Source organism: Streptomyces sp. 71268, from assembly GCF_029392895.1.
In the GTDB taxonomy this organism is placed as follows: domain Bacteria; phylum Actinomycetota; class Actinomycetes; order Streptomycetales; family Streptomycetaceae; genus Streptomyces.
On sequence record NZ_CP114200.1, the window covers coordinates 3,201,409 to 3,217,093 of the forward strand.

The 15,685-nt window shown below is 67.5% G+C and carries 6 protein-coding genes and 1 pseudogene; 1 reads left to right on the forward strand and 6 read right to left on the reverse strand.

Annotated elements, in window-relative coordinates; all coding sequences use genetic code 11:
* Nucleotides 1-186 precede the first annotated feature (186 nt).
* The 3 genes from OYE22_RS11975 to OYE22_RS11985 are packed head-to-tail and all read right to left on the reverse strand — an operon-like array spanning nucleotide 187 to nucleotide 11,636.
* Nucleotides 187-5,736 (reverse strand): hypothetical protein, encoded by a 5,550-nt coding sequence (locus OYE22_RS11975; RefSeq protein ID WP_277320402.1) that lies wholly within the window; start codon nucleotides 5,734-5,736, stop codon nucleotides 187-189.
* A gap of 15 nt (nucleotides 5,737-5,751) precedes the next feature.
* Nucleotides 5,752-7,449: a hypothetical protein gene (locus OYE22_RS11980; RefSeq protein ID WP_277320403.1), complete on the reverse strand. Its 1,698-nt coding sequence runs from the start codon at nucleotides 7,447-7,449 to the stop codon at nucleotides 5,752-5,754.
* Nucleotides 7,449-11,636, reverse strand: coding sequence for a protein kinase (locus OYE22_RS11985; protein ID WP_277320404.1), 4,188 nt, complete (start codon nucleotides 11,634-11,636; stop codon nucleotides 7,449-7,451). Before OYE22_RS11985 ends, OYE22_RS11980 begins: the two co-directional genes overlap by 1 nt.
* A 203-nt stretch (nucleotides 11,637-11,839) precedes the next feature.
* Between OYE22_RS11985 and OYE22_RS11990 the strand changes: the two are divergent.
* A pseudogene (locus OYE22_RS11990) lies at nucleotides 11,840-12,684 on the forward strand (IS5 family transposase).
* A 177-nt stretch (nucleotides 12,685-12,861) separates the two neighbouring features.
* On the opposite strand, the gene OYE22_RS11995 reads toward OYE22_RS11990, so the two are convergent.
* The 3 genes from OYE22_RS11995 to OYE22_RS12005 all read right to left on the reverse strand — a co-directional run bounded on the left by OYE22_RS11995 (nucleotide 12,862) and on the right by OYE22_RS12005 (nucleotide 15,620).
* A complete protein-coding gene (locus OYE22_RS11995) occupies nucleotides 12,862-13,065 on the reverse strand; it encodes a hypothetical protein (protein WP_277320405.1) in 204 nt (67 codons plus the stop codon).
* A gap of 387 nt (nucleotides 13,066-13,452) precedes the next feature.
* Nucleotides 13,453-14,907, reverse strand: a complete 1,455-nt coding sequence (locus OYE22_RS12000; RefSeq protein WP_277320406.1) for a restriction endonuclease subunit S — start codon at nucleotides 14,905-14,907, stop codon at nucleotides 13,453-13,455.
* Nucleotides 14,904-15,620 (reverse strand): hypothetical protein, encoded by a 717-nt coding sequence (locus OYE22_RS12005; protein WP_277320407.1) that lies wholly within the window; start codon nucleotides 15,618-15,620, stop codon nucleotides 14,904-14,906. Before OYE22_RS12005 ends, OYE22_RS12000 begins: the two co-directional genes overlap by 4 nt.
* Nucleotides 15,621-15,685: the final 65 nt, after the last annotated feature.

The window sequence follows — 15,685 nt, forward strand, 5'->3', positions numbered from 1 at the left end:
CTCAGTGGGGGGTTACCTCCAAGCGAAGGGTCGGCTCTACTCCTTGCAACTGGGAAAAGCCGGGCCGCTGGGTCCAGACGGATGTAGCTTGCCGTTCTTGAGTAAAGACCAGCCGCAAGCATCCCGCACTCCTCGAGAGCGCCTGCACGTGGAGCCACCGTGACCGCTGACCGAACGATATAAGTCTCAGGTTTCCGTGACTGCAGTCTTAGTGGCTCCTCCGTGCTGTGTAACCCGGGGACGGCACTGGACCTTCACCGCTCCGCGGGTGAAGGCCTCGTCGGTGGCCTTGCTGGACCAGACGAACGCCTCACCCGGTCTCAGCCCCGCCATCTTCTCGGGAGTCAGATTGGCGAGTGCGGCATTCGCCTTCTGGAGGTGCTTGAGCCAGGCCGGTGAGATCATCTTGTGCAGCACCATGTGATTGGACAGTTCGATCAGCGAGATGGGCACTGAGGGCGGGTCCTGGCTTGCCACCAGGATGGACATTCCCTTGTGTCGCATCTCACGGACACTTGCCACCAGTCCGTCGACGAGATCCGGGCTGTGAATGTACTTGTGAGCTTCGTCGAAGACGACCAGTTTGTTGAAGGACTTTCCGTCGTACGTGGCGTCCGCGAAAAGCTGCATGAGAACCACGAACAGCCCCAGAGCCTCGTCCTTGTCGATGTACTCGTCCCTCAGGTCCACGATGATGAGACGCCCAGGCCGGACCAAGTCCTGCAGTCGTACACTATCGTCGATGTACTCGGCAGCCAGTTCCAGACGCTGGAAGGCAAGCTGCTTCAAGGCATCGGAGAGCGGCGATTCCTCCACACCCTGACGAATGGCCTCCAGGGTGAGATTACGGCGATGAGCCTTCATGATCCGCCCGAGCTGACGGATGTAGATCGACTGGTTTCCGATGGCCCCCATGAGAAATCGCCAGTGTGCGGCCTGTAGCTCCGACGATGCGAAGGCCAGCGGCCGGACATCTAGGTCCGGGTACTCCTCTCGCCGGTCCTCCACCTTGTCGGCCGGTGCGAGCAGCACGACGTCGGACAGTGCTGCGGGCTCGGCTCCGTAGCGGGCACGTAGTGCGGCCAGCTGTGCCTCGTCGCTGTTAGGGCGCGTCATGGTAGTGAACTCGGGCGCGTAGTCCTGGGTGTCGCTGTAGTGGAAGACGATGCTGGCCACCGGATGCGACAGCTGGTTGACGCCGGGAGTGGGCAGGCTCGCCATCTCCAGGATCGAGCCGAGTGTGTAGCTCTTGCCGACACCCTGGACGCCGAAGAGGCTGATGGTGTGGGTCTCGTTGAGGTCCAGCGCAATCTTCCGGCCCGCAGTGGTCCCCAGCAGGCCGTACTGCCGTGTCGGCTGGGACACGCCGAGGAAGACACCAGGGCTCAGCAGCACGTCTCCGTTCTGCGCCGGGCCGTCGCCATCAGGCGGCGAAAGCTCGTCCTGCCGCGTGGCGGGGGCAGCGGACGAGGACTCCGGTTCCGTCTCGGACGCCGGGGCGGAGCGGACCGTGGAAACGGTGAGAGCGGGCCCCTGATGCTCGGCGGGGGTCTCAGAGCCGACACGAGCTTCCGAACCCGTCGGCGCGTGTGCCGTATCAGCCTTTAGCTCGCCGGGCGCCGCCTCCCGGTCGCCGTCCGCGGCCTCCAGTTCATCGTCCGCCGGCAAACGCAGCGGAGCGGGCTCAGCGGGCACGTCACGCGTCCGCTGCCGGGGACGCAACCTCTTGGGGGCCTCGCTCCCCTCCGGGCCGAGATCGGCGATCGAGAGCTGCTGCGGCGTGCTATGGACACGGCCGCCGAGGTACTCCGTCTCGATCACGTCCAGCAGCTGACGCACCACATCCTTTCCGACCCTGTGGAAGGCGACGCCGCCGTCCGTCTCGGAGTCGGTCCCGCGGTGCCCCAGGTCGAAGACCAGGCCCGTACTGGCGAACTCGAGTGAGTAGCCGTGGTCCAAATGCTCCAGAAGCCAGCGCGCCTCGTCGTACGCCTTTTCGTCGAAGAGGCCGTACCTGTTCGCGCGAGCAAGGTAGTAGCCCAGCAGCGAGCGCAGGGTGAGGTTACGCAACGGGCGGTCGGCCCGCCTAACCCCGGGGTCAAACTGCTCGGCCAAGACTCGCCGGCTGCTCTCGGTCTGCTGGATGATCTGCTTCTTCTTCGCCTCGTACGCGCCCAGACCGCCGACCCCGCTGAAGCACTTCACCTCGACGAGCCTGCACACGATGGTCCGGCGCTCCGCGTCCAGGTCGAGCAGTGCGAGGTCGGTGCGGTGCAGCCGCACCATCGCCTCACCGGAGGCGAGTCTGCGCCTGTCCTCGCCGTACAGGTCGATGTGCGCGTCGAGAGGGATCAGGATTTGGTTCCTGAGGGCATCCACGGAGCCGAGATACAGCCGGGCCAGCCCCAGACCGAGGACCTCGCTGTGGCTGCTCTCGCTGAGGGCGGCGAGTTTGAAGGCGAAGCTGCCGGACAGTTCCCGCAACTGGTCGAAAAAGGTCACCACATGGCGATCTTCGATGTCGAGTTTCCGGTCGGCGAGGACGGGACCGATCAGCGCGCGGAGTTCGTCGACCGAGCGTGAGGAGACAACGATGTGGTGTCCCAGGCCGGTCTGTGAGGTGGCCGAGTAGTCGATGACGTACTCGGGCCTGTCGGCCCGGCCGTGGTCGAAGTACTCGACGCCGAGTGTGCGGTCGATCGTGATGACCCAGTCGCTGGCCTGGTGCACGTCGTGCAGCAGGGCCCGGTCGCCCGGCGTCAGCCGCAGGGTGATCTGTGGTAGGTGCCCCGGGCGCGGCTCACCGGAGGTGACGGTGACGACAGCGGCCGACAGCGCCTCGGGCAGGGCGGCGAGCAGGTCTCCCGTCTCCTCGGTGCCCAGGAGGGGGTCGGTCGCGCCGTGGCGTGGCTGACGGCTCCACGCCACGTACTCGTCGTCTTCCGCGTAAACACTGGTTAGCTCCTGCACCAGGCCGTGCGCGGCCACCCGGCCGGTCGTGCGGACTCCAGGGGCGATGTCGTACTGCTCTCCGCCGAAGGGATCGAACAGAATGGTTAGGTGCGCCGGGAACTCGTCGGCCCGTTCACGCAGATCACCCGCGTCGCGCACCACCACGGCGAGTTTGGGCCGGAGGGGGTCGCCCGGTGTGGCGAACGCCTCCGCCGCCACCGAACGCGGGCCCGAGGTGGGTGAGAACAGGCCGGTGAGCGCCTCTCCCACCCACGGTTCGGCGGGGTCGTCCGCGAACAGGCGGACGGTGTAACGCAGATGAGCCAGATGTTTGCGGCTCTGCAGTTCGGTGAGCATCGCGGTCAGCAGATCGCCCCGGCCGGCGCCCAGCGCGTTGATGACCAGGCTGTCGGCGTACGGGTGGAGCCGAACATAGCGTTCCACCCGGTCAGCGAGGTCACTGCCGGTGACCAGCCCCGAGGCCGCCGCGCCGGAATCCGCTCCGACTGCCGCCGCGAGCAGGGACACGGTGCCGCGGGGGTCGGCGGTCTCGCTCGGCAGGCACACCTGCCAGAAGTCGGTGAGCTGCCCGCCCGCGAAGGTGAGCTCCCCCGTGGTCAGCGGCACGACCAGGGGAAAACCGAGGGGAACGAGTGAAGCAGTGAGGCTGTGCAGGCGCTCCTGGACGGTGTCCCGCGTCTCGCCCGCGAGTCGCTCCAGCCAGTGGTCGGCCAGCGCCGCGTGTCCGCTCCACCACAGCATGCGCAGCGGGTGGGTCGGAGCCACCAGGATCACCCGGCGCCGGCCGCCACGAGCATCGGTTAGATCCACATGGAGCGTGTCCGTGCGCAACAGCAGGGCCAGCTCGACACGGTCCCGGTCCCCGCTGCCGCCCCGCGGGTTCTCCAGTGCGCGGACGCAGCGGTTCACCGCTCTCAGGTACGTCTCCGCGTACACTTCCGTCTCCTTGCGGACATCACGCGGGTCCGTCGCCTCCACCACGAGGGGCGCCGCGCCCTCGGCGTCGGCGCGCACCGCGGCGAACACTTCGGCACGCGCCTGCAGGTAGGCGTCGAAGTCGCTGCCTGCTTCCGCGGTGACCGCGGGTGCCTCGTCGTCTCCCAATACGGCGGCGCCGGTGGCGTCGACCGTGAGACGGGGCCCCTCAAGGGCATGCGGCCGGGCCAGCATGCGTTCCTCGGCTTCGGCAAGCGGAATGGGCAGGTCGATGGTGACCGACCCGGCCGCTCCGAACGACGCCTTCAAAGGCCATGTCTTGGCGGTCTTGGCCGCCCAGCCGATGTTGCGGCAGACGACCCGTGAGGGATCCCGCCCCTCGGCGAGGGCGGTGAAGCGCAGTTTGTTCACCGCCTGGGCCAGGCCGGGGGCGGGCTGGGACCGCCGCACCGGGGGATCGTCGAACTCGCCCTCGGGAACGACGTAGAACCGGTCGCTCTCGTCCGGCCGCTGCGTTCCGTCCGCCCCGACGACCGGCATGGCGTCGCCGTTCGAGTCCAGCGGGGTGACCCGTACGAAGTGCCAACCTTCCTCCCAGTCGGCCTTGCGGCCCTTCTTCAGCTTGATGTTGGCCTTGAAGCGCGTCCGAGCGGTTTTGGTGACCGACGCCGTCGCGGTGAAGCCGGTGGGGCTGGCGGTGGTGGTTCCGCTGTCGCCGTCGGTCTCGGACTCGGCGAAGATCTGGACAGCGAACCGGCTGAGGCCGGGAATGTGGCGGGCGTCCGGTTCGACCGTAAAGGTCACTGGCAGCGAGGTGAGGCCTCCGGGCAACAGGTACTGCGCGCCGAAGAGCCGTTCCAGAGCGGGATGGTTGCGTAGGTCGTCCTGGTTCTGTCCCGCCTTGGGCAGCGAGGACAGCTCTTCGACCTCGATGCCAACCTTCTCATCGCTGGGCTCGTTCTCCTGGGGCCAGTTGTGGAAGGCAAGTGGCCAGTTGTCCTGGTCGATCGCGATCGCGCGGCACCATCGACCCGGTTCGTCCAGACCGCCGTCGGCCGCGAACTCGACCAGGCGGCGTACGAAGGCCTGGTGCGCTGGGGAGTTCTGCGGCAGGCCGAGGGCCAGCACCCGCTGGCGGTCGGTCGCGGCGGAATCCGTCAGGCGCGTCACCGTCTTGCGATTGCGGTCGGCCTTGCGCGTGACCAGCGACAGGTCCTGGAATAGTTCGAAGTCGGGGATGAGCCCGAGCAGGAAGACCGCCGCGCCGGCTACCTGCGGGTCGAAGTCGTTCTCCCGCAGAGTCAACAGATAGCGGACCGCGGCCGGGTCGCTCGCCGCGGGCCAGTCCTCCGCCGAAAGCCGCTCCAGCAGTTCGGTGACCGCCGGGCGCAGCGCGTCGGGCACCTCGCGCAGGAGGGACGCCTTCAAATTCCGGTGGACGTCGCTCAGGGACAGCTGCTCGAAGGTGGCGATACCGAAGGAGTCCTCGGCGCTGGCGCGCGTCCCCGGCGGTACGAACACCAGTAGGGGTGGCCTCAGCCCGCCCTCCTCGTCGGGGTTGCGCAGCTCCACCAGTTTGGTGCTGCTGACCGCCACATCGGTGGGAAGATGCGGTGCCGAGTTGCCCAGGACGAACACCTGGGACTCGGGTACGGCCGTACGCAGGCCCCGTACCAGCCGTGTCGCGAGCTCGGCGTCGAGGTCACCGAGGCGCATGCAGTGCCCGGCTTCGCGGCCGCGCAGCACGGAGGCGAGCCTCGGCAGCAGGGCGTGCTCCAGGGCGTCGCGCCACTGGGCCTCGGTGATCTCGTTCAGTCCGTGTGCCATGCCGTCCGTCCTCCGCTACCTTCCGCCCGCCGTCACCGTGCCGTCCTCACCGATCACGAAGCGTGGCGTGATCACCTGAGTGAGGTAGGCGTCGGACAGGTCGCTGTAGAAGCCGATCTCCCGCATCCGGGTCGTGAACGCCTCCGCGTTCGACCGCAGTACGGCCTGCTCCTCGAAGCTCGTGGACGCGAAGCCGTCGTCCGCCGGCAACTGGTTCACGTGGAGGCCGTAGCGGCGCCGCAGGATGTCCATGAACTCGTCCAGGCGCAGGGACGCGGTGTGGTGCAGGAAGCGGGACCGGGTGCCGCGGGCGTTGGGTCTGAGCAGTGCGATCTGGACCAGGACTTCCAGCAGCGCGCTGTCCAGGACGAAGCGGCGGCGGCCCCGGTAGGGCTGCGCGATGACCGCTCCCGGACGGTTCTTGAGCAGGAGGGAGTCGATGGATTCGATGATGTAGTCGTTGTGGTACTTGCCCCGGTAGGCCATGAGCAGCTCGATGTACTGCTCGAAGGAGCTGAGCCCCATGCCCGCGCCGAGCAGCGGCCGTACCCCCTCGGGTTGCTCGTCGATGGGCGTATCGACCAACAGGTTGTCCATCCTGGCTGCGAAGAACTGCTCACGCCGTTTCTGGTGGGGCCTGTCGGCGAACTGGAGCACTTCGACGACCGTGAAGAAGCCTCTCGACGGCTTGGCCACCTCGTCCAGGCTCACCAGATGCCGAGCGAACTCGTCCAGTTTACGGACGGTGTATCCGGCGCGGACGAAGCCCGGGATGCGCCGCAACCAGACCTCGGCGCTCCGTTCGGCCAGCGCCGCCGCCGGTGTTCCGGGCACTCCTGCCGCGTCCACGAACAGCCCGACACGGAACGGGCAGGCGGCGAAGTCGTCCTGGCCCTGGCCGGGGCCGGCGGGGCAGTTCTCCGGCCCGCAGGAGGGTTCGGCGCCGGACCGCTCGACCATGGACGTCAGCAGCTTCATCGTCTTCAGCTGGCCCAGCGCCAGGTGGAAGGCGAAGAGGATCTTCAGGTACTCGACCATGACGATGCGCGGCAGCAGGTCGCGCAGGGACAGCAGCCGCAGCACGTCGTCGGCCAGAAGGTCGGACTGCCCGACGCAGAGCGGCGGGGCGGAATACCAGCCTTTGACGGTCTGCGGGGTGTCATGCTTCACCTGGCTGTTGAGGTGCAGCACGGCCTGGGTCTCGACGTCGAGGCCGCTGCCGGGCAGCGGAGTTCCCAGGGCCGGGTCCAGGCCGGTGAAAAAGAACCCGCGGATTGCCTCCAGGGCGAGCGTGCCCCGTCCGTCGCGGGCGTGCCGCAGCATCTCGTACAGCTGGGCGTCGGCGCCGTAGGCCCGGGAGTGGTAGTAGTTGCGGAACTTGTACGTCAAGCCGTGCAAAGGGCGGAGCCCTGCGACGGCCTGGCTCGGCTTTCCCCGGTTGACCATGTCCAGCAGCTGGGTCTCGATCCAACGCTGGGCCATGTCGCGGTGCTCGCGGAAGCCCTGGAACCGGTCGGCGTACTGCTCGTCGAGAAATTCCTGGACGAAGGTGTCACTCTCGTGCTTGTGCCGCTGAGCAAGCCTGCTCGGCTGGCCGTTGTGGTTGACGCGCATGAGGAAACCGGTGAGCACCCGGTCCATTTCGACGCGCTTGAAGTCCAGGTACGACACTCCGAGATGTCGGAACTCGCTGTCCTGCTTGCGCAAGGCCATCAGTCGCTCCCCGTTCCCGTGCCGGCCGCGGACTCGACCGGCGCCAGCCTGAGCGCTCCGTCCACCAGCCTGGTGATCTTGTGCGGCACGCTGCCCGGCGCGGTGAGCAGCACCTCCTGGTACGGCGTGGCGGACAGCGCGTTCTTGAACACTGCCAGCGCCACGTCCTGCCCCTGCCGGTCCTCCACGCCCGGCTGGTAGCCGTCATGGAGGCGGTCCAGCAGCTCGTACAGATCCAGCCTCACCACTAGTTCGGCGCGGTGCGGCGCGGCTCCTTCGGCTCCCTCGTAGCGGACCACCAGCTCGCGGGGGCTGGTCTCGACGTAGGGCGAGTCAGGGGAGGATCCGATCCGCAGGGTGAACCGGTCGGCGGGGAACAGGCGGTAGCTACGGACGGTTCCGCCGGGTACCGACCGGACCTGCAGGGCGAGGGCCTGCTCCCCGTCGAGCGCGGCTCCGGGGAGCCCCTCGCCCCTGTTGACGGCCTCGATGATTCGGTCCAGCTCCGCGGGGCCCAGCTCGCCGCCCGTGACCAGATCCAGGAACCGGCCTCCGGAGTGATAGCTGAGCATGGTCTTCCAGCGCTCGTCGTCGAGGCTTTCGAAGAAGAAGCGGCGCCGGGCCGCGGCGAGGTAGGCCCGGTGCTGATCGGACGCAACCGCGTTCGCCGCGGGCGTGCGGGGCAGCGCGGCGAAGCGGTCCGCCAGCAGCACGGCGTCATGGTCGCCGCGCTGGTCGACAGAGATCAGACCGTGTCCTCCGGCGGGTCCCACATAGTCCAGTCTGCGGTCCAGTTGCGGGTCCGGGACGGTGGCGATGTCCAGCTCGCGCAGCTGGGCGAGCAGTCGATCGGTTTCTCCCGGGCCGCCGGTGTGGATACCCGCCCAGCTCGTGAAGTAGAAACCGTCCAGTCGGTCCTGGACGCTGCCGGGGCGGTTGTAGAGCTCGTGGATCTGGGCGCAGTCCCTCCCTGAGGTGAGGGTGTAGGCGAGGGCGGACCGCAGATCACGCAGGGTGATGTGCAGTCGCCCGCGCAGGTGGGTCATGCGGTACAACGCGGCCAGCCGCTCCGTGACCTGGGGGCCCGCGGCCGGGTGGGCAAAGGTCTGCGCGTTGTGGCGGGCGTAGCAGCGCGACGCCAGGTCGCAGGAGGAGCAGGCGACCCAGCGCTTGGAGTCGGTCATCACGCCGACCATGCGGTGCAGGATCGACTCGCCGTCGCCTTCGGGGTCGGCAACCACGTCGCGGACGTTGAGGTTCACCACGGCGATCCCGTGGGCGGGCTGACCGGAGCCCAGTCCCTCACGGATCGCCTCGGCGAGCAGCGGGTACTCCTCGCCGCGTTCGGTGACGAAGTCGACGAGCCTGCCCTCGTTGATGGCGATCAGTCGGGTCTCGTCATCGGGCCAGGCACCCGGGTCCGCGCCCCGGTACGGAGCGAGGAAGGCGTCCAGCACTGCGCTATTGTCCTGATCTCCCTCGTCCTGGCTGCCGTCGTGGTTCGTGTGGAAGGTGCGCCCCTGGAAGACGAAGTCATCGCCGTTGGCCCGCTTCTCACCGGAGACCGCGCCCCGCTTGAGCGCCTCGGCAGCGAGCTGCTCCAGGAAGGCTGTCTTGCCGTCACCAGCGTTGCCGGTGATGACCACCAGCCGGTGGTTCCCGGCCAGTACGTCCGCCCGCAGCCGGGTGTCCAGCGCGGTGGCCACGTAGAGCGGGAACTCGGCGGGGTCCAACCCTCGGGTACCGGCGTTGGTGCGGCTGCTCTGGCTGTACAGGGTCTGTAGGTGGCTGACGAACGGATTGGTGTTCTCCTCCGCCGCCGCAGGCGACGGGCGCAGTGCATATGCCGTCGTGTGCGGCGTGGCGGCGGGCCGCACCCGCACCTCGCCGACGGCCCGTACGGCGGCCAGGTACGCCTCAGCGTCGGGGAAGCGATCCGCCCGGCTTGGCGCGATCGAACGCATCAGCAGGTCGGCGAAGGCCCAGCTCAAATCACCCAGCCCAGCGATCTTCCGGGGGTCGAGTCCCGGCTCTCCGCGCGGCGGCTCCTGCTTGCGCGGCCAGGGGTAGTCGCCCGTGAGCGCCATGTAGGCCGAGATGCCCAAGGCGTACAGGTCGAGGTCGGCGAGTTCCGCGCGGGTGGGGCGCCGTCCGCGGGCGGAGTCCGGGGGGTAGTACTTCGGGGAGCCAAGGGTCGGGGTCAGGGTGGAGTCGACTGAGACGGCTGCGTTGAAGTCCAGCAGCTTGGTGCCCTCGGGCGTCCACAGCAGGTTACTGGGCTTGATGTCGCAGTGGTAGACGCCGTTGCTGTGCAGGTGGCCGAGGCCGAGCAGGCAGTCCTCCAGCAGCCGTTTCACATCCGCCGCGCCGAGCCTGCGTTCGCGGCGGGACACCGCCTGCAGGTCGTACCCTTCGGCGAACTCCATGCGCAGATAGGGGAATCCGCCCTTGGGCAGCCAGTCGGCGTCGATGAGCCGGACCAGGTTCGGGTGCGGCGGAAGTTGGCGCAGGATACGGTACTCGTCCTTGAGCCGGGCCTCAACGGACTCCCGGTCCTTGGTGATGATCTTCAGGACCTCGTCCGTTTCGTCCAGGGAGTTGAACACCTGGTAGACCACGCCGAAGCTGCCCCGGCCCAGTTCTTTGCGGACGTGGAACTTCTCAGTGAGCCTGAAGCCCGCCGGAAGGCCGTAGTAGCGGTGCGGGTTCGTCCAGTCAAAGGGTTCCTCGGGCTCTCCGGGCGGCGCCTGGCCCCCCGCGCCCCGGCCGCCACCCGCGCCGGCGCCCGAGCCGGCCCGCAGGAGAGCTTCCAGCTCGGCGACAGCCGTAGCCGCGTCAGGCCGCTGCGCCGGGTCGGCGGCCAGCAGCCGCCTGATCAGGTCCTTGATGCCGGGACCGAGTCCGGAGGCGTCATCGAGGCTGTCGCTCAGTCGGCCCTCGCCGGTGACGGTGGGCAGTTCGCCGGTGAACAGCTCATGGAAGAGGACCCCGGCCGCGTATATGTCCGACGCCTTTGAGAATCCTTGGGGCCCGGCCGCGCACTCCGGTGCCAGATAAGCGGCGTCATGGCGCTCATACGCGTCCATCGCCACCGTGCCCACGCGCAGCTGGCCGGTGTGGGCGTAGTCGAACCCGGTGATCATCGCGGTGCCGTTGCGGGCCACCAGCACCGTATCCGGAGTGATGTGCCGATGGACCACCCTGTATCCGTGCGCGACCGCCAGCCCCGACAGCACCCCGGAGACCACCCGGCGCTTTGCGTCAGCTCCCAGCACGGGCCGGTCGCCGCCCGCCGACATGCGCACCCGCAGCGCCTCAGCCTGCACGTCCTTCAGGACCACCGCGTAGCCGGTCTCGTCCTCCAGGGAAACAACATCGACGCACGGCACGATGTTGCGGCTCGGCGGCAGTTTGTTGAGCGCCTGCAACGGGTTGCCGATCTTCTCGCGCGCCCGGGTGTGCTCCTCCTCCGGCAGCAGCGGATCAACGGTGTGCACCTGCACCAGGTAGGTCCCGGAGTTCGGCTGGTCCGATCGCACCGCCCGGTACACCGACACCCGGTCCGCGTCGTCCGTCGCCTCGGAACCGGCCTCGGCCAGCGTCTCGAAGGCCTCGTAGACACCGAACGCCCGACGGCCCGACGACGGCCGGGACACCGCTCCCAGGGCGCGGGCGATGTCGTCATGCAGCACGGTGATGTCCATCACCGGCGCGTTGCTGGAAGGCCGGTGCCGCCGCAGGAACGGCACGAGATCCTTCAACAGGGCGGTGTTCTTCTCGTCCCTGCCGTCTGGATCGACCAACCGCGAGTCCTCGTACGGGAGGATCACCAACTCCTCGCACCACACCGAACCCAGCTGGTGCGAGACGCTCGACTGCCGCAGCAGACTCGCGACCGTCTTGGCGTGCTCCCGTACCTTGCGCACCGGACTCGGGAACGGCTGGCGTCCCGCCGGGAACCACCTTGGGCCGTGGACCTCGATGCGCCCGTGGGTCCCCTTTGTGTCGGCGATATAGCAGGCACGGTCGGTGAGAATAGCGAGGTCGACCTCGAAGGTCTGCCGGTGCCGGGTGATCTCGAAGTTGTGGATCACGGTCCATTCGGCGGGCGCGTTGTCCCGCAGATGCCGCAGAACGACCTTCTCGGCGTCGTTGACCGGTTCTCCAACCCGGATGATGCGCGCCATCGGCGGCTGTTCCCCCCCTGTACGGTCCCGTCACCCTCGCACGTCCCCCGCGCCTTGCGCACGGGGGCAGTTGACGGAGCTGAACCGCACGGCACCGCCGTGTGCTCGCATCACTCTAGTGTGGTCGGGTCCCCTGCGTGACTGGCTGTGGACAACTGGGCAACTAGGGCGTTTCTTTGGGATCATCTGATCGTTGGTCTGGTGTGTCGTTGACTGATGCCCAGTGGGCGAGGTTCGAGCCGTTGTTGCCGGATCGGACGCCGAAGCGGGGCGGGCGTTGGCGTGATCACCGGCAGGTGATCGACGCGATCGCCTACAAGTACCGCACCGGGACACCATGGATGGACCTGCCCGCACGGTTCGGCTCGTGGAAGGGCGCCCACAACCGGCTGCGTATGTGGGCGGCCGACGGTACCTGGGAGAAGGTCTTCACCGCTTTGCTGGCCCAGGCCGACGCCGAGGGCGACCTGGACTGGGTCGTCGCGGTGGACTCCACGATCGTGCGAGCACATCAGCACGCCGCCGGGGCCCGTCAAAAGGGGCCCCGGCCGGCGAGCCGGCCGATCATGCCCTTGGACGGTCCCGCGGCGGGCTGACCACCAAAATCCACCTCGTGGCCGACGGCCGCTGCCGCCCACTCGCGTTCACCATCACACCCGGTCAGGCCGGCGACGCACCAGCGTTCACCGAGGTCATGTCACGCCTGCGGGTGCCCCGGCCGATCGGCCGGCCCAGAACAACACCAGAGGTGGTCCTGGCCGACAAAGCGTATTCGTCCCGAGCGATCCGCAGTCACCTGCGACGGCGCGGAATCCGAGCGGTGATCCCACAGCCGGCCGACCAAGCCGCGCACCGCAAACGGCTCGGCCGGCTCGGCGGTCGCCCGCCGGCCTTCGACCACGACGCCTACAAACAGCGCAACACGGTCGAACGCTGCATCAGCAAACTCAAGCAGTGGCGCGGTCTGGCAACCCGATACGACAAGACCGCCACCATCTACCTCGCCGGACTCCACCTCGCCGCCATCTTCATCTGGTCAGCAAGATGATCCGAAAGAAACGCCCTAGCCGCCGTGCTCAAGCCACAGCTTTCGAGAGTGTCGCCCACCGTCAGAGATCGTCGGGAAGCAGGCGGAAGGCGAGCTGCCGGTGCGGCCGCATCATGCGAAAGTGGCCGTCCGTCGTGAAGATGTCGGCCGTCTGGAAGGCCGTGGCCAGGGCCACGGTCATCGCGTCGGTGAGCCCCCGGCCACGCCGTCAGCGTCGACGTAGCCTCGCATCACCGCCATGGCGGTCCTCGCATGCGGCGCGGTGCCAGGGATCACGAACTGGCGAGACTCCGTCTGCCCGGTGATGAAGTCCAGCGCGTTCATGGCTGCTGCGGCGCCGATCCGTGAGGTGAGCAGGTAGTCCAGCGCGGCGAGCACCATGGGGGACACCACCAGGTGGCCCGTCGGAATGCGCCTCGCCCAACAGCCCGCGTACGAGTACCTGCGCGCCGAGTGCCACCAGGGAAGGATGTGCCACTGCCGCACAGCATGGACCTGCTGCTGATGACCCGCTGCGGCTGCCCGTGCTACCAAGAGCGGAAGGAGGGCGAGCAGTGAACGCCGGAACCCGCCCGAGTCGGGCAAGTCCCGCATGACAATCAGCACTACCGCCTTACCGGTGACGGGCGGCAGATCCGCAAGATCGAAGAGCGCACCTACGACGGCGGCGACCCCGTCCAGCTGCCCGACTCACGGACGTGGCCGCCCTGCCGCTGGCCCCGCTGCGCACCGCGGTAACTGCTCCGCGACGCCTGCCACGGCCCCTTCTCAGGCTGGTGCGGGCAGTCCCGCAGGGGCCACGCCCGTATGCTGCGCAACCGCCTTCTCCAGCAGGTCGAGGGCCAGGTCTTCCTTCGCGTCGGCCTCGTCCCGCTTGCGGTAGGCGGTCCGGGTCGTTTCGGTGATCCGGTCCCGGTCATCTGCCGTAAGCAGAGGTACGGGGATCTCGGCGCACAATCCGGTGTGAATGTCCTGCTGTTTACCCCCTGTGGACATTGAACGCAGAACCCGGAACATTGACTCAGAGCGAAGGAAAGCGAAAAGGTAAGCGCCGGTGAATGGCGAGCCGCCAGGGCGCACACGGAGAAAATGCTCCGAGAAGGCGTATGCCAGCCAGGAACCAGTAGCAAAAATCGGTCGGCCAAACACCTCGTTCTCACCAAGAGTTCCTTGCGAGGCAACGAGAATCGTCTCATCTTGGGCCAATACTTCTGGTGAAGTGTTGGCCTTGCTGACCCATCGCCCTTCCGGACGCAGCCAGAATGCTTGCCGCTGCCCCACCAACTTATAGCTGTACTGCGAACCTTCGGCGCCCTCTACACGCGAAAAGCGCAGGCCTCGGCTCAGTTGTCCGCCCTTGCAGATGTCCCCAAGCAGCACGTGATCCACTTCGCGCAGATCGTTGATGATTCGGCGAGCCCTCGGCTGGTAGTTAAGCGCCCGCAGCGTCGTCGGCGTGATCCCCCGCTGAGTGAAGCCCAGGTCCCGGGGCTGGTCATGCCACCGCGTGTCGAGCAGCTTTTCCAGGCGCGCCGTGGTGAAGAGGTCCCTGGTCGCCTCCTCCAGGCCGCTCTGGAACTCCGCCCGGAGCGACGCCGCCTCCTCCACGAGGTCGTGGATACGGTTCTCCACGTCCTCCCCGAACCGCGGCACCGGCAGATCCGCGATGTGGTGCGGCTCGATGTGCTGGATGATCGCGCCGTAGGCATGGCTGGTGATGATAGGGACACCGAAACGGCTACGCAGGAAGGTGTTGAGGTACCCGGACTTCACCCGCGCCGGATTGGCTTGGACCTTCATCACATGCTGCGAGGACCAGATGCCCCGCATGTCAGGTCGCACATACGCCATTCGCCCGATGGTCCCCGAGCAAGAGATCAGCGTCATCCCAGGCTGGATCTCCAGGTACGGGAATTTATTGGCGACCTCATGACCGAGCAGCGGCAGATGCGTGAGATCCGCCTCCATCATGTCAGTGCTGCCAAGAAATGGCACACCCACCTCAGGATCATTGACATAGAGGCGGCTGAACTTGGGACCGTTGAAAATGCCTCCGTTATGCCCCGCCGTGAGGTCCGACAACGGATCCTTGCGAACGGGAATCCCCTTCAGCAACTGATTCGCCGCGAACGCCCCCGACAGATAGGGCGCCGCGTCCAGACGAAGCCCCTGCTCCCGGAGCCAGCTGAGGCGGACCGGGTTGTCTGTGGACGCGGTCTTCACTGCTTGTACTCCGTCTGCTTAGTGTGATCGGTCCCGTACTTCCCCACCGCTGTCGCCCCCTGGGCGGGGAACCATTCGGCCAACGTGGCCATCAGCCGCTGGAACGACTTGTCCGTGCACCTTCGCACGGAGGGCAAGGCAAGGGCCAGCCGCTTGAAAATGCCGTTGTTCTGGTCGGCGGTGTAGCCCTCCTCGTACAGGTACTCCACCGCCCGCTTCGGGTCACCGGGCTTGTCGGCACCGGGCTGCCACAGACCGGCCTCCTCCAGCACCTGTCTCGGCGTGCGGTCGCCGCCCTTCGGTGTCCACAGGAGAACCCGTTTGACCAGGCCCAGGTCGTCGATCCAGAACCAGTTCTCTAGCTCGGGCTCAATGACGATGACCTCGAATTGCTCCCAGACGCCTTCCAGCTGCGCAGCGATTCGGTCACGGATCTCGTCCGGGCCTGGGGAGCCCTCGTAGGCGTTATCCACGACCACGACCGCACGGCGGAACTCGCGTCTGCGGCGGTTGAGGATCTTGCCCGCTTCCCTCTTCACCAGTCCGGGATCGTGTCCACCCGCCCTGACGATGTCGGTCTTGTGGTTGAACTCGAAGCGGGCGCATCCCAGCTTATGGTGAAAGTCTCCCCGCCCCAGGAAGGTCCCGATCATGGCCTCCATACCCTTGTCGGCGACCAGGAAGACCAGTTCCCGCTTCGCCGTCTCCTCCACCGGAGCCGACTGCTGGGGTACGGAGGAGGCCAGGGGCGTCGGGGAAGCGGGACCGGAACGCCGCC

Bases quoted from the DNA above. Each gene is read 5' to 3' on its own strand.
- OYE22_RS11975 (WP_277320402.1), bottom strand. From the start codon at position 5,736: ATGGCACACGGACTGAACGAGATCACCGAGGCCCAGTGGCGCGACGCC.
- OYE22_RS11980 (WP_277320403.1), bottom strand. From the start codon at position 7,449: ATGGCCTTGCGCAAGCAGGACAGCGAGTTCCGACATCTCGGAGTGTCG.
- OYE22_RS11985 (WP_277320404.1), bottom strand. From the start codon at position 11,636: ATGGCGCGCATCATCCGGGTTGGAGAACCGGTCAACGACGCCGAGAAG.
- OYE22_RS11995 (WP_277320405.1), bottom strand. From the start codon at position 13,065: ATGGTGCTCGCCGCGCTGGACTACCTGCTCACCTCACGGATCGGCGCC.